Consider the following 15,010-nt stretch of genomic DNA (forward strand, 5'->3'; position numbering starts at 1 on the left):
ACCGAGAGCCGAACCGCCATGCCCCGCCATCCCGCCAGCGATCTTCAGGTCACGCTGGCTGCCGCGGCGCGGCGCCTGTCCGCCAACAATCCCTTCGCCATCCTGTTCGCGCGCGATGACGAGATCACCGTGGAGCTGTATGCCCCCGTTGGCGCCGACGGCCAGCAGCCGCATGACCGGGACGAGCTGTACATCGTGGCGACCGGCAACGGGCGCTTCCGCCGCGACGAGGATGTGGTGGCCTTCGGCCCGGGCGACCTGCTCTACGTCCCCGCCCATGTTCCCCACCGCTTCGAAAGCTTCTCGGAGGACTTCAAGGTGTGGGTGATCTTTTTCGGCCCGCCCCGGCCGGTGCCCTGAAGGGCGGGCGAACACCCGGCGCCCCGTTGTTCACGAGCCGCGATGGACGTCGTGCACCTGCAGCCCGCTGCCTTCGGGCGGCGTGGCCAGCCATTGGCCGTGCCGCAGCGTGGCACGGGTATCCTCCAGCCCGCTGGCCCAGTGGTCGCGCATGGCGCGGGCGGAAAACTCGTAATCCTTGGCCTGCCCCTCATAGGCCTGCTGCTGGTAGATGAGCTGCAGGATCACCACCTCCGGCAGCCGGCGCAGCCGCTGCTTCTCGCGGCGTTGCGCCTCGTCCAGCCGGTCCTCGGGGATCTGCTCCAGGGCCTGCTTCAATTGCATCTCCAGGTCCCGGATGCGGCGGTAGAAATCGGTGACGGCGCGGGTGCGGCTCGAGTAGCGGATGTCCTTCTCACGCGACAGCACCCCGGGCATGGAGCGCGGCACCCGGCCGCGGGCGCTGAACAGGTCCACCTGGAAGGCGAGAGTGTTGCGGCCCTCGAGGTTCTCCAGCAGGTGCTGCAGCGGCGTGTTGGACACCAGCCCGCCATCCCAATAATGCTCGGTGCCGATCCGCACCATCGGCAGTGCCGGCGGCAGGGCGCCGGAGGCCACCACATGGTCTAATGTGATCCGCGTCCGGGCACTGTCGAAGAAGGCGAAATTGCCGGTGGCGACGTTCACCGCGCCGACCGAGAAGCGGATCTGGCCATCGTTCAGGCGATCGAAATCCACCAGCTCGCTCAGCGTCTCGCGCAGCGGCACGTTGTTGTAGAACGCGGTCGCGGTCTCGGCGCCGGGCAGGGAGAACCACGGCCCCGGCACGTTCGGAGCGAAGAAGCCGGGTTGCCCCTGCCCCATGGTCAGCAGCGCCGATAATTCATGGCGCCATTGCCGCGTCAGGTCGCCATCCGGCAGCAGGTCATGCACGCGGTCCTGGGTGATGCGCTGCCAGAAGCGGCGCAACGCCTCGACTCGGCGCTCGGGCGGATTGCCGGCGATCAGCGCGCCGTTGATGGCGCCGATCGACACGCCCGCGATCCAGTCCAGCTCCAGCCCGGCCTCAACCATTGCCTCATGCACGCCGCCCTGATACGCGCCCAGCGCGCCACCGCCCTGCAGCACCAGCGCCACCCGGCGGCAGCCCTCGGGGCGCCAGGACGCATCCTGCGGCACGGCGGGTCGGGGACTCGGGAGATCCATGCTGCGTTCACCTCGCGGATCCGGGAAAGCGGGTGGCAGGATGCGCCCGCGGCCGGTCAGGCTGAGACTCGGGCATGGCGGGCAAAGGTTCAAGGCAGGAGCTTTTTCCTTGCGTCCGGTCATCACTCGGCAGATTGATCGCGGCATTTCGCCTTGCCTGAGGATGCATGCTTCGTTTCATGCCACCAGAACCCGCCCATGCCGCATCCGGGATCCTGCCCGGGACCGGGCGCCGGCTCACCCATTGAGCGACACCGTGTCGCGCGAGCGCAGGTCCGGGGTGCGCTGGCACCTGCGACAGGCCACCGAAGCCCTGCATGCGGAAGCCGACCGCCTCGGCTCCTCCCACTGCCTGTCCAGCCGTGCCGGTTACGCTGGCTTCCTGCGGGTGCATGCGCGGGCGGTGCCGGCCCTGGAAGCGGCACTGGATGCCGCCGGCCTGGAAGCGATGATGCCCGACTGGCCTCGCCGCCGCCGGGCCGCGGCGCTGCGGGCCGACCTCGCCGTGCTGGGAGAGGCGGTGCCGGCCCCGCTGGCGGCGCCCGAGATCCGGACCGGCGCGGCGGCCATGGGGGCCGCCTATGTGCTGGAAGGCTCGCGCCTGGGCAACGCCATGTTGCTCCGGGCGGCGCGGGCCGCCCCGGCCCTGGCGAACAGCGGAGCGTTCACCTATCTGTCCCATCAGCCCGGCCCCGCTGGCTGGGCCGGGTTCCTGGCCCGCCTGGATCAGGCCCTGCCCGATCCCGCCGATTGGAAGGTTGCCACCGCGGGCGCCCTCACGGCGTTTGAAACCTTTCTGGCCGCGCTGCGCGCCGGCGCGGCCCCCGCCGCGGAACCCCTGGAATCGTCCGAGCCAACCGTCCTATGAACAACCACCTCACCCAGATCCCCCTCCAGGGCGGCGTTGATCTGACCAATTGCGACCGCGAGCCGATCCACCTGCTGGGGGGCATCCAGCCGATCGGCTTCCTGGTCGCGGTGACTGCGGAATGGGTGGTGCGCCGCGCCTCGGCCAATGTCGCGGAGCATCTCGGGCTCGGCGTCGAGGCGCTGCTGGGCGAGCCGCTGAACGCGCGGCTGCGGCCGGAGGCGATGCATCAGATCGGCGGCCGGCTGCACCTGCTGCGCGGGCCCGACGCGGTGGAGCGCGTGTTCGGCGTGGTGCTGCAGGAGGGCGGCGCCGCCTACGACCTGGCGATCCACATGTCGGGCGAGCTGATCGTGGTCGAGGGCGAGCCGTCCGACCTGGAGGATGGGCTGGAAGCCGGCACCACGGTGCGCGGTATGATCGCGCGGCTGCACCAGGCGCAGGGATTCGACAACATCTGCCGTGAGGCGGTGCGGCAGATCCGCGGCCTCACCGGCTTCAGCCGCGTGATGCTGTACCGCTTCGACCAAGAGGGGCATGGGGAGGTGACCGCGGAATCCGCCGCCTCCTTCCAGGCTTCCTTTATGCAGCACCGCTTCCCGGCCTCCGACATCCCGCGCCAGGCGCGCGTGCTGTATGAGCGCAACCTGCTGCGCCTGATCGCCGATACCGAGCAGCAGTCGGTGCCGGTGCTGCCGCTGCTGGACAACCGGCAACAGCCGCTCGACCTGTCGCTCTCGGTGCTGCGCTCGGTGTCGCCGATCCACATCGAGTATCTGCGCAACATGGGCGTGCGCGCCTCCATGTCGATCTCGGTGCTGCGCAGGGGCCGGCTCTGGGGATTGATCGCCTGCCACCACAACGAGCCGCTGCGCGTGCCCTTCGAGCGCCGCACCGCCGCCGAGCTGTTCGGCCAGATCTTCTCCCTGCTGCTGGAATCCCGCGAGCGGGAGCTGGAGCAGGCCCGCGACGCCGAGGCCAACCGCGTGCACCAGCGCCTGATGGCGGCGCTTGGCGCCATGCGCCCCGGCAGCCGTTCGCTGACCGAGTTCCTGGAGATGCTGGCGGAGGTGATCCCCTGCGACGGCGTCGGGCTGTGGAGCAAGAGCGGCACCGCGCTGCGGGGCCACGCCCCGAGTGCCGAGGAGTTCGCCGGCATCATCCGCTACCTGAACCGCGCCGCCTCCGGCCGGATCTATGCCACCCATGTCCTGCCGGAGATGTATCCGGAGGCGGCCGACTTCACCGACCGGGCGGCCGGCGTGCTGGCCATTCCGCTGTCGCGCGCGCCGCGGGACTACCTGGTGTTCTTCCGCCGGGCGGTGACGCATTCGGTGATCTGGGCGGGCGATCCCAACAAGCCGGTGACGGTGGGCCCGAACGGCGCGCGGCTGACGCCGCGCAAGAGTTTCGCCGCCTGGCAGCAGACGGTGGAAGGGCAGAGCCGCTCCTGGACCGAGAGCGACCTGCTGATGGCCGAGCGGCTGCGCGTGACCCTGCTCGAGGTCGTGCTGCAGCTGACCGACATGGCCGAGCGCGAGCGCCGCGTGTCGCAGGAGCGGCAGGAGATCCTGATCGCCGAGCTGAACCACCGCGTGCGCAACATCCTGGGGCTGATCCGCGGCCTGGTGACGCAGAGCCGCGGCCATGCTGTCACGGTGGTGGAGTTCGCCGACATGGTGGGCGGGCGCATTCAGGCGCTGGCCCGCGCGCATGACCAGATCACCACCGATCGCTGGCAGCCGGCGCCGCTGCGCGAATTGGTGATGGCGGAGGCCGCGGCCTATCTGAACGGCAAGCAGGACCGGCTGATCCTGTCAGGCCCGCCGGTGCTGCTGGAACCCAACGCCTTCACCACCATGGCGCTGGTGATCCACGAGCTGATGACGAACGCCGCCAAATACGGCGCCCTGTGCGACGCGCGCGGCCGGGTGCAGCTGCGCTGGGCCTTCACGCCGGAGGATGCGCTGGAGATCCACTGGACCGAGGAGAACGGCCCTCCGGTCAAGCCGCCGATGCGCAAGGGCTTCGGCACCACCATCGTGGAACGCGCCCTGCCGCATGATCTCAACGGCGAGGCCGAGTTGCATTACAACTTGGCCGGGCTGGAAGCGCGCTTCCTGCTGCCCGCCGAATGCGTGCGGCCGGGCAGCGCCGCTCCGGCCGAGCTGGCGCGGTCGGACTCGGCGTCGGCGGTCGTGGTGCCGCGGGCCGAAAGCTTCAGCCTGTCCGGACGGGTGATGCTGGTGGAAGACAACCTGCTGATCGCCATGGACGCCGAGGACCAGCTGCGCCACATGGGGGCCGAGGCGGTGGATGTCGCCAGCTCGGTGCAGGCGGCGCTGCGTCTGCTGGACCATGCGCCGCCGCTCATTGCCCTGCTGGACGTCAACCTCGGCCGCGAGAACAGCTTCCCGGTGGCCGACGCGCTACAGGCGCGCGGCGTGCCATTCATCTTCGCCACGGGCTATGGCGAGACCAGCGCCTTTCCCGAGCGTTTCCGCGGCGCCGAGGTCATCAGCAAGCCCTACACGGCGGCCGAGATGCGCCGCGCGCTGCAGAAGCGGCTCGGCGCCTCCGGCTGAGGCGGAACGGGCGCGGCATTCCGCGCCCGTCCCCGCGCCCGCCAGGTGATCTGCGCGTCACAGCGCCCTCCAGCCGATGTCGCGGCGGCAGAAGCCGTCCGGCCAGCGCACCGCGTCCACCGCCCTGTAGGCGGCATCGCGCGCGGCCTGCAGCGTTTCGCCGCTGGCGGCGACGCCGAGCACGCGGCCGCCGGCGGCCACCAGGGCGCCGTTTTCGCCGCGCGCCGTGCCGGCCTGGAACAGCTGCGCCGCCGGCACCTGTGCCGCCTGCTCCAACCCCTCGATCACGCTGCCCTTGCGATAGGCGCCGGGATAGCCCCGCGCCGCCATCACCACCACCATGGCGGCCTCGGGCGACCAGCGCAGCTCAGCCTGTTGCAGCGTGCCGTCGCAGGCGGCACGCAGGGCGGCCAGCAGGTCGGAGCGCAGCCGCAGCATCAACACCTGGCATTCCGGGTCGCCGAAGCGGACGTTGAACTCGATCAGCTTCGGCCCCTGTTCCGTCAGCATCAGCCCGGCGAACAGCACGCCGCGGAACGGGGTGCCGCGCCGCGCCATCTCGGCCAGGGTCGGTCGGATGATGCGTTCCATCACCTGCGCCTCAATGTCCCGCGTGAAGGCGGGCGGCGGGGAATAGGCGCCCATGCCGCCGGTGTTGGGGCCGGTGTCGCCGTCGCCCACCCGCTTGTGGTCCTGCGCCGCCACCATCGGCAATGCCACCTCTCCGTCGCACAGCGCGAAGAAGGACACTTCCTGGCCGATCAGGCATTCCTCGATCAGCACCGTGGCGCCGGCGGCGCCGTGCACCCGGTTCTCCATGATGGCGCCGATGGCGTTCTCGGCCTCTTCCACCGTTTCGGCCACCACCACGCCCTTGCCGGCGGCCAGGCCATCGGCCTTGACCACGATCGGCGCGCCCTTCTGCCGCACATAGGCGCGCGCGGCGGCCGGGTCGGTGAACTGGGCCCATTCGGCACCGGGCACGCCGGCGGCGGTCGCCACCTCGCGGGTGAAGGCCTTGCTGCCTTCCAGCTTCGCCGCCGCGGCCGAGGGGCCGAAGCAGCGCAGCCCCGCCGCGGCGCAGGCATCGGCCAGGCCCAGCGTCAGCGGCGCTTCCGGCCCCGCCACCACCAGATCCACCGCCTGCCGCTGGGCGAAGGCCACCAGCGCGTCCACGTCCTCGGCGCCGATGTCGACGCATTCGGCGAGGGCGGCGATGCCGGGGTTGCCGGGGGCGCACCAGAGCTTGCTCAGCAGCGGAGAACCGGACAGCGCCCAGGCCAGCGCATGCTCGCGGCCGCCGCCGCCCACCAGGAGAACCTTCATTGCGCACCCCACCCGTTGCAATGGGCGCCGCGCTAGCATGGCGCGGCGGCCGCGTCAGCCTGTTCCGGCTTCGCACACCTGCATCGCCGCACTAGGATCGGGCCGCCGGCGAACCGCCCCGGCAGGAGACAGGCGATGAACCAGGATCTCGTCTTCTACACCAACCCCATGTCGCGCGGCCGCATCGTGCGCTGGATGCTGGAGGAACTCGGCGTCCCGTACCGCACGGAGGTGGTTGGCTACGGCCCGCCGATGAAGGCGCCGTCCTTCCGGGCACTGAACCCGATGGGCAAGGTGCCACTGATCCGGCACGGTGCCGCCGTGGTCAGCGAATGCGGCGCCATCTGCGCCTACCTGGCCGATGCCTTTCCCGAGGCCGGGCTGGCGCCGCCGGCGGGCGATCCGGCACGCGCCGCCTATTACCGCTGGCTGTTCTTCGGCGCCGGGCCGGTGGAAGCGGCAGTGGGCGATGCCATGATGAAGGTGCAACCGAGTCCCGAGCAGCGCGGCATGGTGGGCTATGGCTGCATGGCCGACGTGATGGAGATGCTGGAATACGCCGTTCAGGATGGCGGCTTCCTGGCCGGGGAGCGGTTCAGCGCCGCCGACGTGTATCTCGGCTCCCAGATCGGCTGGGGCATGCAGTTCGGCACGCTGGAGAAACGCCCGGCGCTGGAGCGTTACTGGGCGAAGCTGGAAGCCCGGCCGGCGGCGCAGCGGGCGCGGGCCATCGACGAGGCCCTGATGCCGCCGCAGCCGGCCGCCTGACCCGCAGGGGCGGCTGGCCGCGGCCCCGCCCCTGCCCCATAATGGGTGCGGCATGGATCACGACCTTCCCGAAGCCGGCGCCGCGCCGCGCTCCAACGCCCCCGAATTCACCGTCTCGGAGATCAGCGGCGCCATCAAGCGCACGCTGGAAGGCACGTTCGGCCGGGTCCGCATCCGCGGCGAGATCACCGAGCTGAAGGCCTATCCGTCCGGCCACATCTATCTGGCGCTGAAGGATGAGGGAGCAAAGATCCGGGCCATCATCTGGCGCTTCGCCGTGCCGCGCCTGTCGCTGCGGCCCGAGAACGGCATGGAGGTGATCGCCACCGGCAAGGTGTCCTCCTATGGCGAACGCTCCGACTACCAGCTGATCATCGACCGTATCGAGTTCGCCGGAGAGGGCGCGCTGCTGGCGCGCATCGAGGCGCTGCGCAAGAAGCTGGGCGCCGAGGGGCTGTTCGACGAGGCCGCCAAGAAGCCGCTGCCGCTGCTGCCGCGCGTGGTTGGCGTGGTGTCGTCCGAGAAAGGCGCGGTGATCCAGGACATCCGCACCACGGTGGCGCGCCGCTTTCCGCGCTACCTGATCCTGTGGCCCGTGCCGGTACAGGGCCAGGGCGCCGCCGAGCGCATCGCCGAGGCAATCCGCGGCTTTTCCCGCCTCAGGCCGGGCGGCGCCGTGCCGCGGCCGGACGTGCTGATCGTGGCGCGCGGGGGCGGCAGCCTCGAGGACCTGATGGCCTTCAACGAGGAGGTGGTGATCCGCGCCGTGGCGGATTGCCCGATCCCGGTGATCTCGGCCGTGGGCCATGAGACGGATACCACGCTGATCGATTTCGTCGCCGACCGCCGGGCACCGACGCCCACCGCCGCCGCCGAGCTGGCGGTGCCCTCCCGCGCCGATCTGCTGGCGGCGATCGCGCAGACCGCGGCGCGGCTGGTGCAGTGTGGCCAGGGCTCGCTGGACCGTGCCCGGCTGCGGCTGTCGCGCATCGAGGCGCGGATCCCGGACCTGCCCGGCTTAGTCGGCGCCGCCCGCCAGCGCCTGGACGACCGGGCCGAGCGGCTGGCCCTCGCCCCCTCGGCGCTGATCGCCCGCAAGCGCGGCGCGCTGGATGCGGTGGGCCACCGGCTGCCGCATCCGCGCGAAACGCTGGCGCGGCACCGCCACCGGCTCGGCCTGCTGCAACACCGCGCGGCCGCCGGCCTGCAGCGGCTGGCCGCGCAGGCGCATGCCCGCCTGGCGCGGGTTCCCGGCGCCGGCGCCGCCCTGGCCCGGCTGCTGGAGCGGCGCCACACCGCGCTGCACCGCCTGCCCGACCCGGCTCCGCGCATCGCCGCCCGGCTGCGCGAGAACCGGCTGCGGCTGGATGGGCTGTCGGCGCGGCTGGAAGGCGCTTCCTACCAGGGGGTGCTGGCCCGCGGCTTCGCCCTGCTGCGCGACGCCGATGGCGAGCCGCTGACCAGCGCCACCGCGATCACCCCCGGCCTGCGGCTCACCGCCACGCTGCGGGATGGCAGCCGCGATCTGGTGGCCGAGGGCGAGGCATCCCCCCGCACCGCCCGCCGCCGTGCCGAGCCGCCTCCGGCCGGGCCGGAACAGGGCTCCCTGCTGTGAACCGCCAGGATCATCTTCGCATGCGCCACCTGACCCGCCGCACCGCGCTGGCCCTGCCATGGGGCCTGCTCGCCGCCTGTGCCGGGCGCGATCCGGTGACCGCCGCCACCGCCGCGGGGCCGCTGCTGGAAGTGGCGCCGGCCGCCGCCGGTCGCGGCTTCAGCCAGGGCGGCCTCGCGCTGGGCCGCGTGCCGCCCGGCAGCCGCGTCTCGCTTGATGGGCGCGCGGTGCGGGTCGGGCCGGACGGCCGCTTCGCCATCGGCTTCGCGCGGGAAGCGGAGGGCGATGCGCGGCTCGCCGTTGCCGCGCCGGACGGACGTTCCGAGATCCGTTCCCTGTCGGTGCTGAAGCGGGACTGGCAGGTGCAGCGGATCAACGGACTGCCCCAGGCCATGGTCAGCCCCGATGCCCGGCAGCTGGCCCGCATCGGCCGCGAGCGTGCCAAGCTGGCGGAGATCCGCAAGCTGGACAGCGAGCTGCCGCATTTCGCCGAAGGCTTCGTTTGGCCGGCGCAGGGCCGCATCTCCGGCGTGTTCGGCAGCCAGCGCATCCTCAACGGCGAGCCCCGCGCCCCGCATCTGGGCCTCGACATCGCCGCCCCCACCGGCACCCCGGTGACGCCGATGGGGGCCGGCCGGGTGGTGCTGGCGGAGGATCTCTACTTCACTGGCCAGACAGTGCTGGTGGATCACGGCCATGGCGTGGTGAGCCTGTACGCGCACCTGTCGCGGATGGACGTCCGCACGGGGGAGATGCTGGCGCGCGGCCAGGCGCTGGGCGCCATCGGCGCCACCGGCCGGGCAACGGGTCCCCACCTGCATCTGGGACTCCACTGGCTGACCACCGCGCTCGATCCGCAAGCCGTGCTGCCGGCTGCCTGAACGCGGCGCACGTTCTGTTGTTTTACGCGCAGAACTCTTCGGGAAAATTCCGCATTTCGTTCATGATCCGGTAATCGGCGCCGACGCATAGCCACGCCCATGCCGTATCTCGCCGCCCGCCCCGTTCCGTCCACCGAACCGCTCCCGGCGCTCGGCAGCTTCGACACGCCCGTGATCGCCTTGTTCGAGGGCCGGGAAGGCACGGCCTCCGCCCTGCTCCGTGCCGGGGTTCTTCATTGGCGGGAAGTCTCGCCCGGCGTGGTGGCGATGGCGCCCGCCATGGATCTGCGCCGACGCCTCTACGCCGCCGGCGCGCTGCTGGTGGTGGATTGAGGAGCGCTCCTCAGCTCCGATAGGCGCTGCGCGGGAAGCGGCGGTGCATCCACAGCCATTCCTGCGGCCGGCGGCGCAGCCACCCCTCGACGGCCTGGTTCATCATCAGGGTCAGCGACCGAACCTTGGCGGCATGGTCGTCGCCCTCCGGGGCCGGCAGCGGCTTCTCGATCACCAGCCGGAAGCGGCAGGGCCCGATCCGTTCACCATGGATCGGCACCACCGGGCAGCCGAAGCGCAGCGCCAGCTCGGCCGGTCCCGTGGCCGTCATGGCCGGATGGCCGAAGAAGGGCAGCTCCAGCCCGTCATTCATCTTCTGATCCACCAGAATGCCCATGCAATGCCCTGCCGCCAGGTGCTTCAACGCCAGTCGCGCGCCGCGGGAGCCCTTCGGAAACAGCGACAGCGTCATGCTGTTCTGCCGCAGCTCGCGCACCAGCAGGTCCACCAACGGGTTGTCCGGCGCGCGATAGAACGTCGCCACGGTGTGGCCGGTGCTGGCGGAGGGCCGCAACAGGATCTCCCAATTGGCCAGGTGCGCCGAGAAGAAGATGACCGGGCGGCCGGGTGGGGGAATGTGCTCGACGCCCTCCAGCTCCCAGCCGGGCCCCGCCTCGGTGCGCTGCAATTCCCGCAGGTGCGACAATTCCATCATGGTGCGGCCGAGGTTTTCCCAGGCGCCACGCAGCACCTCCTCCTGCCAATCCGCGGTGCTGTCCGGAAAGGCGATCTGCAGGTTGCGGCGGGCGATGTTCGACACGGGCAGCAGCGGCCCGATCCGCCGGCATACGCTTCCACCCAACGCCGAGGCACGCAGGATCCCGATCCGGCGGGACAGAGCCAGCAATCCGCGCACCAGCGCGGCCTCGATCCGCCACCGCCACTGCCTGTTCTTCGCCGCCAAACCGGTTTCCTTTCACTGCGGGCCGCGCCGTTCCGTCGATCGCCCATGCGCCTCGGATCGAGCCTGCGGGTTCTGCGGCATCCCGTCCGGTTTGGCCACCATCGCGGGCGGATGCGGAACTTCGTCCGGCTGTTCCGCGTTCCCCAGGAGCCTGGATTACGCTTCGTTAATGCCTATATGATGCGGTGATGATCGATATGCGGAGGAACCAACCCATGCGTCGCAAGGCCAGCATCCTGGCCGCCCTGGCCACCTTTGCCCTGGTTCTCGGCCCTGCCCTGGCGGAAGCCCGGGTGGGCGGGCGCAGCAGCATGGGCAGCCGTGGCAGCCGCACCTTTGCCCCCCCTCCGGTCACCCGCACCGCGCCCGACGCGGCGCGGCCGATGGACCGCACCTTCCAGCAGCCGGCGCGTCCCGGTTCCGTGGCCCCCGGCATGGCGCCAGCGCAGGCGCGGGGCGGCATGTTCGGCGGCGGCTTCGGCGGCGCGCTGATGGGCGGCCTGATCGGCATGGGCATTGGCGGCCTGTTGTTCGGCCACGGGCTGTTCGGCGGCTTCGGTGGCATCGGCAGCATTCTCGGCCTGCTGCTGCAGGTCGTGCTGATCGTGTTCCTGGTGCGGATGGCGCTGCGCTTCTTCCGCAGCCGCCGGGCCGGAGCCGCCCAGGGCGGAAACGCCATGAACCGCGGGATGCCGCGCCCGGCCATGGCCGGCGGCCCGAACCCCGATGCCATGCGGCGCGACCTGCATCCGAGCGGGGCGGCCCGTGCCGCTGCCGCGGGCGGCGGAATGGGCGCCGCGGCCGCCCCGGTGCAAGTCAACCCGTCCGATTTCCAGGCCTTCGAGGCGCTGCTGCGCGACGTCAATGCTGCCTGGTCGCGGCGTGACATGGCTGGACTCGGGCGCCTCGCGACGCCGGAAATGAACAGCTACTTTGCTCAGGACATGCGCGACCTTGATGCGCGCGGCTGGCGCAACGAAGCGCGTGACCTGAAGCTGGAGCAAGGCGACCTGGCGGAGGCCTGGCGCGAAGGCAACACCGAATATGCCACGGTGGCGATGCGGTTCAGCCTCGTGGACGTGACCTATGATGCCCAGGGCCGCGTGGTGGAAGGCGATGCGGAACGGCGCGAGACGGCGACCGAGCTGTGGACCTTCGCCCGCCAGCCTGCCGGCGCCTGGAAGCTGTCGGCGATTCAGCAGTCCCGCTAAAGCCGATCAATGGACATCGAGGAGGGCGTCGCTTCGGCGGCGCCCTTTTTCTATGCACAGGGCCTTGGCAAGCAGCGCCTATTCCGCAGGCATTCTGCCGCGGATCGAGCAAAACGACGGTTTCATGGCTGTCGCGTGGCACAAGGAGTGGGCAGGCCGGGGGAATGCGCGTAGAGCACCCGGCATCTCCCAGCCGAAGAGGATTGTTCCATGCAGCGCCGCCAACTCCTTTTGGCTTCCGGGGCCGCACTGGGCGGATCGCGGCTCGCAGCACCGGGGCTGGCATGGGCGCAGAACAGCAAGGTGCTGCGCTTCGTGCCGCAGGCGGACCTGCCGAACCTCGACCCGGTGGCCGGCACCCAGCTCGTGGTGCGCAACGCCAGCCTTCTGGTCTATGACATGCTGTACGGCATCGGCGCGGATCTGCAGCCGAAGCCGCAAATGGTGGAGCGCCATGAGATCGGCGCCGACGGCAAGGACTGGCGCTTCACGCTGCGGGCCGGCCTTCGCTTCCATGATGGCGAACCGGTCCTGGCCAGGGACGCCGTGGCCAGCATCCGCCGCTGGATGCCGCGCGACGGCATGGGACAGATGATCCAGGCCCGGCTCGACATGCTGGAGGCCGTGGATGACCGCAGCTTCCGGCTGCGGCTGAAGCAGCCCTTCCCCAAGCTGCTCTACGCCTTCGGCAAGAGCAACACGCCGCTGCTGGTGGTCATGCCGGAGCGGATCGCGAACACCGATCCCTACACGCAGGTCAAGGAATATGTCGGCTCCGGCCCGATGCGCTTCCGGCGCGACGAATGGATGGCCGGATCCCGCGCCGTGTTCGAAACCTTCGCCGGCTACCGGCCGCGCGAGGAAGCCGCCGACTGGCTGGCCGGCGGCAAGCGGATGATGCTGGATCGCGTCGAGTGGCTGACCATGCCGGACCCGGGCACGGCGCTCGGCGCCATCCAGAACGGCGAGATCGACTGGTGGGAGAGCCCGATCGCCGATCTGGTGCCGGTGATGCAGAACAACCGGCAGATCCGGGTCGAGATCGCCGATCCGCTCGGCAATGTGGGCGCCATGCGCCTCAACCACCTGATCCCGCCCTTCAACAACCAGCTGGTGCGCCAGGCGCTGCAATATGCGGTGAACCAGGAAGATTACATGCGGGCCCTCGTCGGCGATGACGAGGCGCTGTGGAAGCGCATGCCGTCCTTCTTCACGCCCGGCACGCCCGGCTATACCGAGGCCGGCGCCGGGGCGCTGAAGGGCCCGCGCCAGTACGACAAGGCCAGAGACCTGCTGAAGCAAGGCGGGTATCAGGGCGAGAAGGTGGTGATGCTCGTCGCGGCCGACGTGCCGATCACCAAGGCGCAGGGCGATGTCACGGCCGACATGCTGGGCCGCATCGGCATGAACGTGGATTACCAGGCGCTGGACTGGGGCACGGTGGGCGGGCGCCGCACCAGCAGGAGGCCGGTCTCCGATGGTGGCTGGAACATCTTCTTCTCCTGGCATTCCGGCGCCGATTGCATCAACCCGGCGCCCTACAAGGGCGTCTCCGCCAGCGGCGACAAGGCGTGGTTCGGCTGGCCGAGCGATGAGCGGGTCGAGCAGCACATCGCCGAATGGTACGACGCGCCGGACGCCGCGTCCGAGAAGGCGGCGCTGGAGGGTGTCAACCGTGCCGGAATGGAGGCCGTGACCTACATCCCCACCGGCTTCTTCCTCGGCTACACCGCGTCCCGGACGGCGGTGCGCAACATCCAGCATGCTCCCTTTCCCTTGTTCTGGGGCGCCAGCAAGGCCTGAGGCGTGGCGGCGGGACGGCGGCGGCGCGAATCCCCTGCCGCCGCTGGCCCGCAAGTTGCTAATTCCGGCACACGCATCCGCCCCGGTCCTGCAGGGCGCCTACTGGGAGACCACCACAATGATCCTCAACCGCCGCGGCCTGATGCTCGGCACTGCCGGCACGCTGCTCGCCGCGCCGCAACTGGCGCGTGGCCAGGCCGCGCTGACGCCGGTGAAGTTCTGCCTCGACTGGGCCTTCCAGGGGCCGCAGGCGCCCTACCTGCTGGCGGTCGATAACGGCTATTTCCGCGACGAGGGTCTCGCCGTCACGGTGGACCGAGGCTTCGGCTCGGGTGATACGCCAGTGAAGGTGGCGTCCGGCGCCTATGAGTTCGGCGTGGCCGACCTGTCCCCGGTGATCCGCCTGCGCCTGACCACGCCCAGCAGCGACCTGATCGCGCCCTTCGTGGTGCAGCAGGGCAGCCCGCTGGCGGTGATGACCCTGAAGAAATCCGGCATCGCCGCCCCGAAGCAGCTGGAGGGCAAGCGCCTCGCCGCCCCCGAGACGGATTCAGGCCGCCAGCTGTTTCCGGCCTTCGCCAAGGCCGCCGGCCTCGATGCCGCGAAGATCAACTGGATCAACGTCACGCCGCAGCTGCGCGAGCCGATGCTGGCCCGGGGCGAGGCCGATGCCATCACCGGCTTCGAGGTGTCGGGCATCTTCTCGCTGCGCTCGCTGCGGGTGGAGCCGGACCAGATCGTCTCGATGCGCTATTCCGATGCCGGGGTGGCGCTGCTCTCCACCGCGCTGGTGGTCCGCCGTCCCTATGCCGAGGCCCATGCCAAGGTCGTCACCGGCATGATCCGCGCCATCGCCCGCGGCCACGAGGCGGCCTGGAAGGACCCGGATGCCGCCATCGCGGCGCTGGCGAAGCGTGACGCCACCGCGCCCCGGGAGCTGGAAAAGGGTCGCATGCTGGCGAATTTCGGCTTCATCCGCACGCCGGAAGCCTTGTCCGGCGGCTACGGCAACCTGCCGGAAAGCCGCGTGCAGGCGGCGGTGAACACCATCCGCGAAGCGTTCAACATCGGCACCGACATGAAGGCGGGCGACATCTACACGCCCGCCTTCCTGCCCGATGCGGCGGCGCTGACGCTGCCGGCCTGACCACCCGTCCGGGGGCACGCGCCC

At 70.8% G+C, this 15,010-nt stretch carries 13 protein-coding genes; 10 read left to right on the plus strand and 3 right to left on the minus strand.

The features are described 5' to 3' along the window. Positions 1-18 precede the first annotated feature (18 nt). A complete protein-coding gene (locus tag D2K64_RS08300; RefSeq protein WP_120007766.1) occupies positions 19-360 on the plus strand; it encodes a cupin domain-containing protein in 342 nt (113 codons plus the stop codon). Between the two features lie 30 nt (positions 361-390). Here D2K64_RS08300 and D2K64_RS08305 read toward each other — a convergent pair whose 3' ends face one another. Beyond that, positions 391-1,545 carry a patatin-like phospholipase family protein gene (locus D2K64_RS08305; RefSeq protein ID WP_120007767.1) on the minus strand — a complete coding sequence of 385 codons (1,155 nt, stop codon included), beginning with the start codon at positions 1,543-1,545 and terminating at the stop codon, positions 391-393. Positions 1,546-1,789: 244 nt separating this feature from the next. Between D2K64_RS08305 and D2K64_RS08310 the strand changes: the two genes are divergently transcribed. Both D2K64_RS08310 and D2K64_RS08315 read left to right on the plus strand, forming a co-directional pair. Beyond that, complete coding sequence (locus D2K64_RS08310) at positions 1,790-2,413, plus strand: biliverdin-producing heme oxygenase (RefSeq protein WP_157985770.1); 624 nt, start codon at positions 1,790-1,792, stop codon at positions 2,411-2,413. After that, on the plus strand, positions 2,410-4,998 hold the full coding sequence (locus D2K64_RS08315; protein ID WP_120007769.1) for an HWE histidine kinase domain-containing protein: 2,589 nt from the start codon (positions 2,410-2,412) through the stop codon (positions 4,996-4,998). The genes D2K64_RS08310 and D2K64_RS08315 overlap by 4 nt, the downstream gene beginning before the upstream one ends. Before the next feature lie 57 nt (positions 4,999-5,055). Here the strand turns inward: D2K64_RS08315 and purD are convergent, their stop codons facing one another. Beyond that, positions 5,056-6,324, minus strand: coding sequence for a phosphoribosylamine--glycine ligase (gene purD / locus D2K64_RS08320; RefSeq protein ID WP_120007770.1), 1,269 nt, complete (start codon positions 6,322-6,324; stop codon positions 5,056-5,058). Between the two features lie 135 nt (positions 6,325-6,459). On the opposite strand from purD, the gene D2K64_RS08325 reads away from it, so the two are divergent. The 4 genes from D2K64_RS08325 to D2K64_RS08340 all read left to right on the plus strand — a co-directional run bounded on the left by D2K64_RS08325 (position 6,460) and on the right by D2K64_RS08340 (position 9,921). Then, complete coding sequence (locus tag D2K64_RS08325; protein ID WP_120007771.1) at positions 6,460-7,092, plus strand: glutathione S-transferase family protein; 633 nt, start codon at positions 6,460-6,462, stop codon at positions 7,090-7,092. 52 nt (positions 7,093-7,144) lie between these two features. Continuing rightward, positions 7,145-8,707: an exodeoxyribonuclease VII large subunit gene (xseA, locus tag D2K64_RS08330; RefSeq protein ID WP_120007772.1), complete on the plus strand. Its 1,563-nt coding sequence runs from the start codon at positions 7,145-7,147 to the stop codon at positions 8,705-8,707. Positions 8,708-8,727: 20 nt separating this feature from the next. Then, the gene (locus D2K64_RS08335) at positions 8,728-9,588 is read left to right on the plus strand and encodes a M23 family metallopeptidase (RefSeq protein ID WP_120007773.1); all 861 of its coding nucleotides are present in this window, start codon (positions 8,728-8,730) and stop codon (positions 9,586-9,588) included. A 99-nt stretch (positions 9,589-9,687) separates the two neighbouring features. After that, positions 9,688-9,921, plus strand: coding sequence for a hypothetical protein (locus tag D2K64_RS08340; RefSeq protein WP_120007774.1), 234 nt, complete (start codon positions 9,688-9,690; stop codon positions 9,919-9,921). Between the two features lie 10 nt (positions 9,922-9,931). Here D2K64_RS08340 and D2K64_RS08345 read toward each other — a convergent pair whose 3' ends face one another. Further along, the gene (locus D2K64_RS08345; protein ID WP_120007775.1) at positions 9,932-10,825 is read right to left on the minus strand and encodes a lysophospholipid acyltransferase family protein; all 894 of its coding nucleotides are present in this window, start codon (positions 10,823-10,825) and stop codon (positions 9,932-9,934) included. 215 nt (positions 10,826-11,040) lie between these two features. Here D2K64_RS08345 and D2K64_RS08350 point away from each other — a divergent pair, with 215 nt between their 5' ends. The 3 genes from D2K64_RS08350 to D2K64_RS08360 all read left to right on the plus strand — a co-directional run bounded on the left by D2K64_RS08350 (position 11,041) and on the right by D2K64_RS08360 (position 14,986). After that, positions 11,041-12,036 carry a TIM44-like domain-containing protein gene (locus D2K64_RS08350; protein WP_202910591.1) on the plus strand — a complete coding sequence of 332 codons (996 nt, stop codon included), beginning with the start codon at positions 11,041-11,043 and terminating at the stop codon, positions 12,034-12,036. 210 nt (positions 12,037-12,246) lie between these two features. Then, on the plus strand, positions 12,247-13,839 hold the full coding sequence (locus D2K64_RS08355) for an ABC transporter substrate-binding protein (protein ID WP_120007776.1): 1,593 nt from the start codon (positions 12,247-12,249) through the stop codon (positions 13,837-13,839). Between the two features lie 118 nt (positions 13,840-13,957). Next, entirely contained in the window at positions 13,958-14,986 is a 1,029-nt protein-coding gene (locus tag D2K64_RS08360) for an ABC transporter substrate-binding protein (RefSeq protein ID WP_157985771.1), read from the plus strand. Positions 14,987-15,010 lie beyond the last annotated feature (24 nt).

Source organism: Teichococcus vastitatis (assembly GCF_003604215.1).
Lineage (GTDB): Bacteria > Pseudomonadota > Alphaproteobacteria > Acetobacterales > Acetobacteraceae > Pseudoroseomonas > Pseudoroseomonas vastitatis.

Excerpts from the sequence above, each read along its gene's own strand:
- D2K64_RS08315 (WP_120007769.1), top strand. The coding sequence starts at position 2,410 with ATGAACAACCACCTCACCCAGATCCCCCTCCAGGGCGGCGTTGATCTG.
- xseA (WP_120007772.1), top strand. The coding sequence starts at position 7,145 with ATGGATCACGACCTTCCCGAAGCCGGCGCCGCGCCGCGCTCCAACGCC.
- D2K64_RS08360 (WP_157985771.1), top strand. The coding sequence starts at position 13,958 with ATGATCCTCAACCGCCGCGGCCTGATGCTCGGCACTGCCGGCACGCTG.
- D2K64_RS08355 (WP_120007776.1), top strand. The coding sequence starts at position 12,247 with ATGCAGCGCCGCCAACTCCTTTTGGCTTCCGGGGCCGCACTGGGCGGA.
- D2K64_RS08340 (WP_120007774.1), top strand. The coding sequence starts at position 9,688 with ATGCCGTATCTCGCCGCCCGCCCCGTTCCGTCCACCGAACCGCTCCCG.
- D2K64_RS08305 (WP_120007767.1), bottom strand. The coding sequence starts at position 1,545 with ATGGATCTCCCGAGTCCCCGACCCGCCGTGCCGCAGGATGCGTCCTGG.
- D2K64_RS08350 (WP_202910591.1), top strand. The coding sequence starts at position 11,041 with ATGCGTCGCAAGGCCAGCATCCTGGCCGCCCTGGCCACCTTTGCCCTG.
- D2K64_RS08300 (WP_120007766.1), top strand. The coding sequence starts at position 19 with ATGCCCCGCCATCCCGCCAGCGATCTTCAGGTCACGCTGGCTGCCGCG.
- D2K64_RS08325 (WP_120007771.1), top strand. The coding sequence starts at position 6,460 with ATGAACCAGGATCTCGTCTTCTACACCAACCCCATGTCGCGCGGCCGC.
- purD (WP_120007770.1), bottom strand. The coding sequence starts at position 6,324 with ATGAAGGTTCTCCTGGTGGGCGGCGGCGGCCGCGAGCATGCGCTGGCC.
- D2K64_RS08335 (WP_120007773.1), top strand. The coding sequence starts at position 8,728 with ATGCGCCACCTGACCCGCCGCACCGCGCTGGCCCTGCCATGGGGCCTG.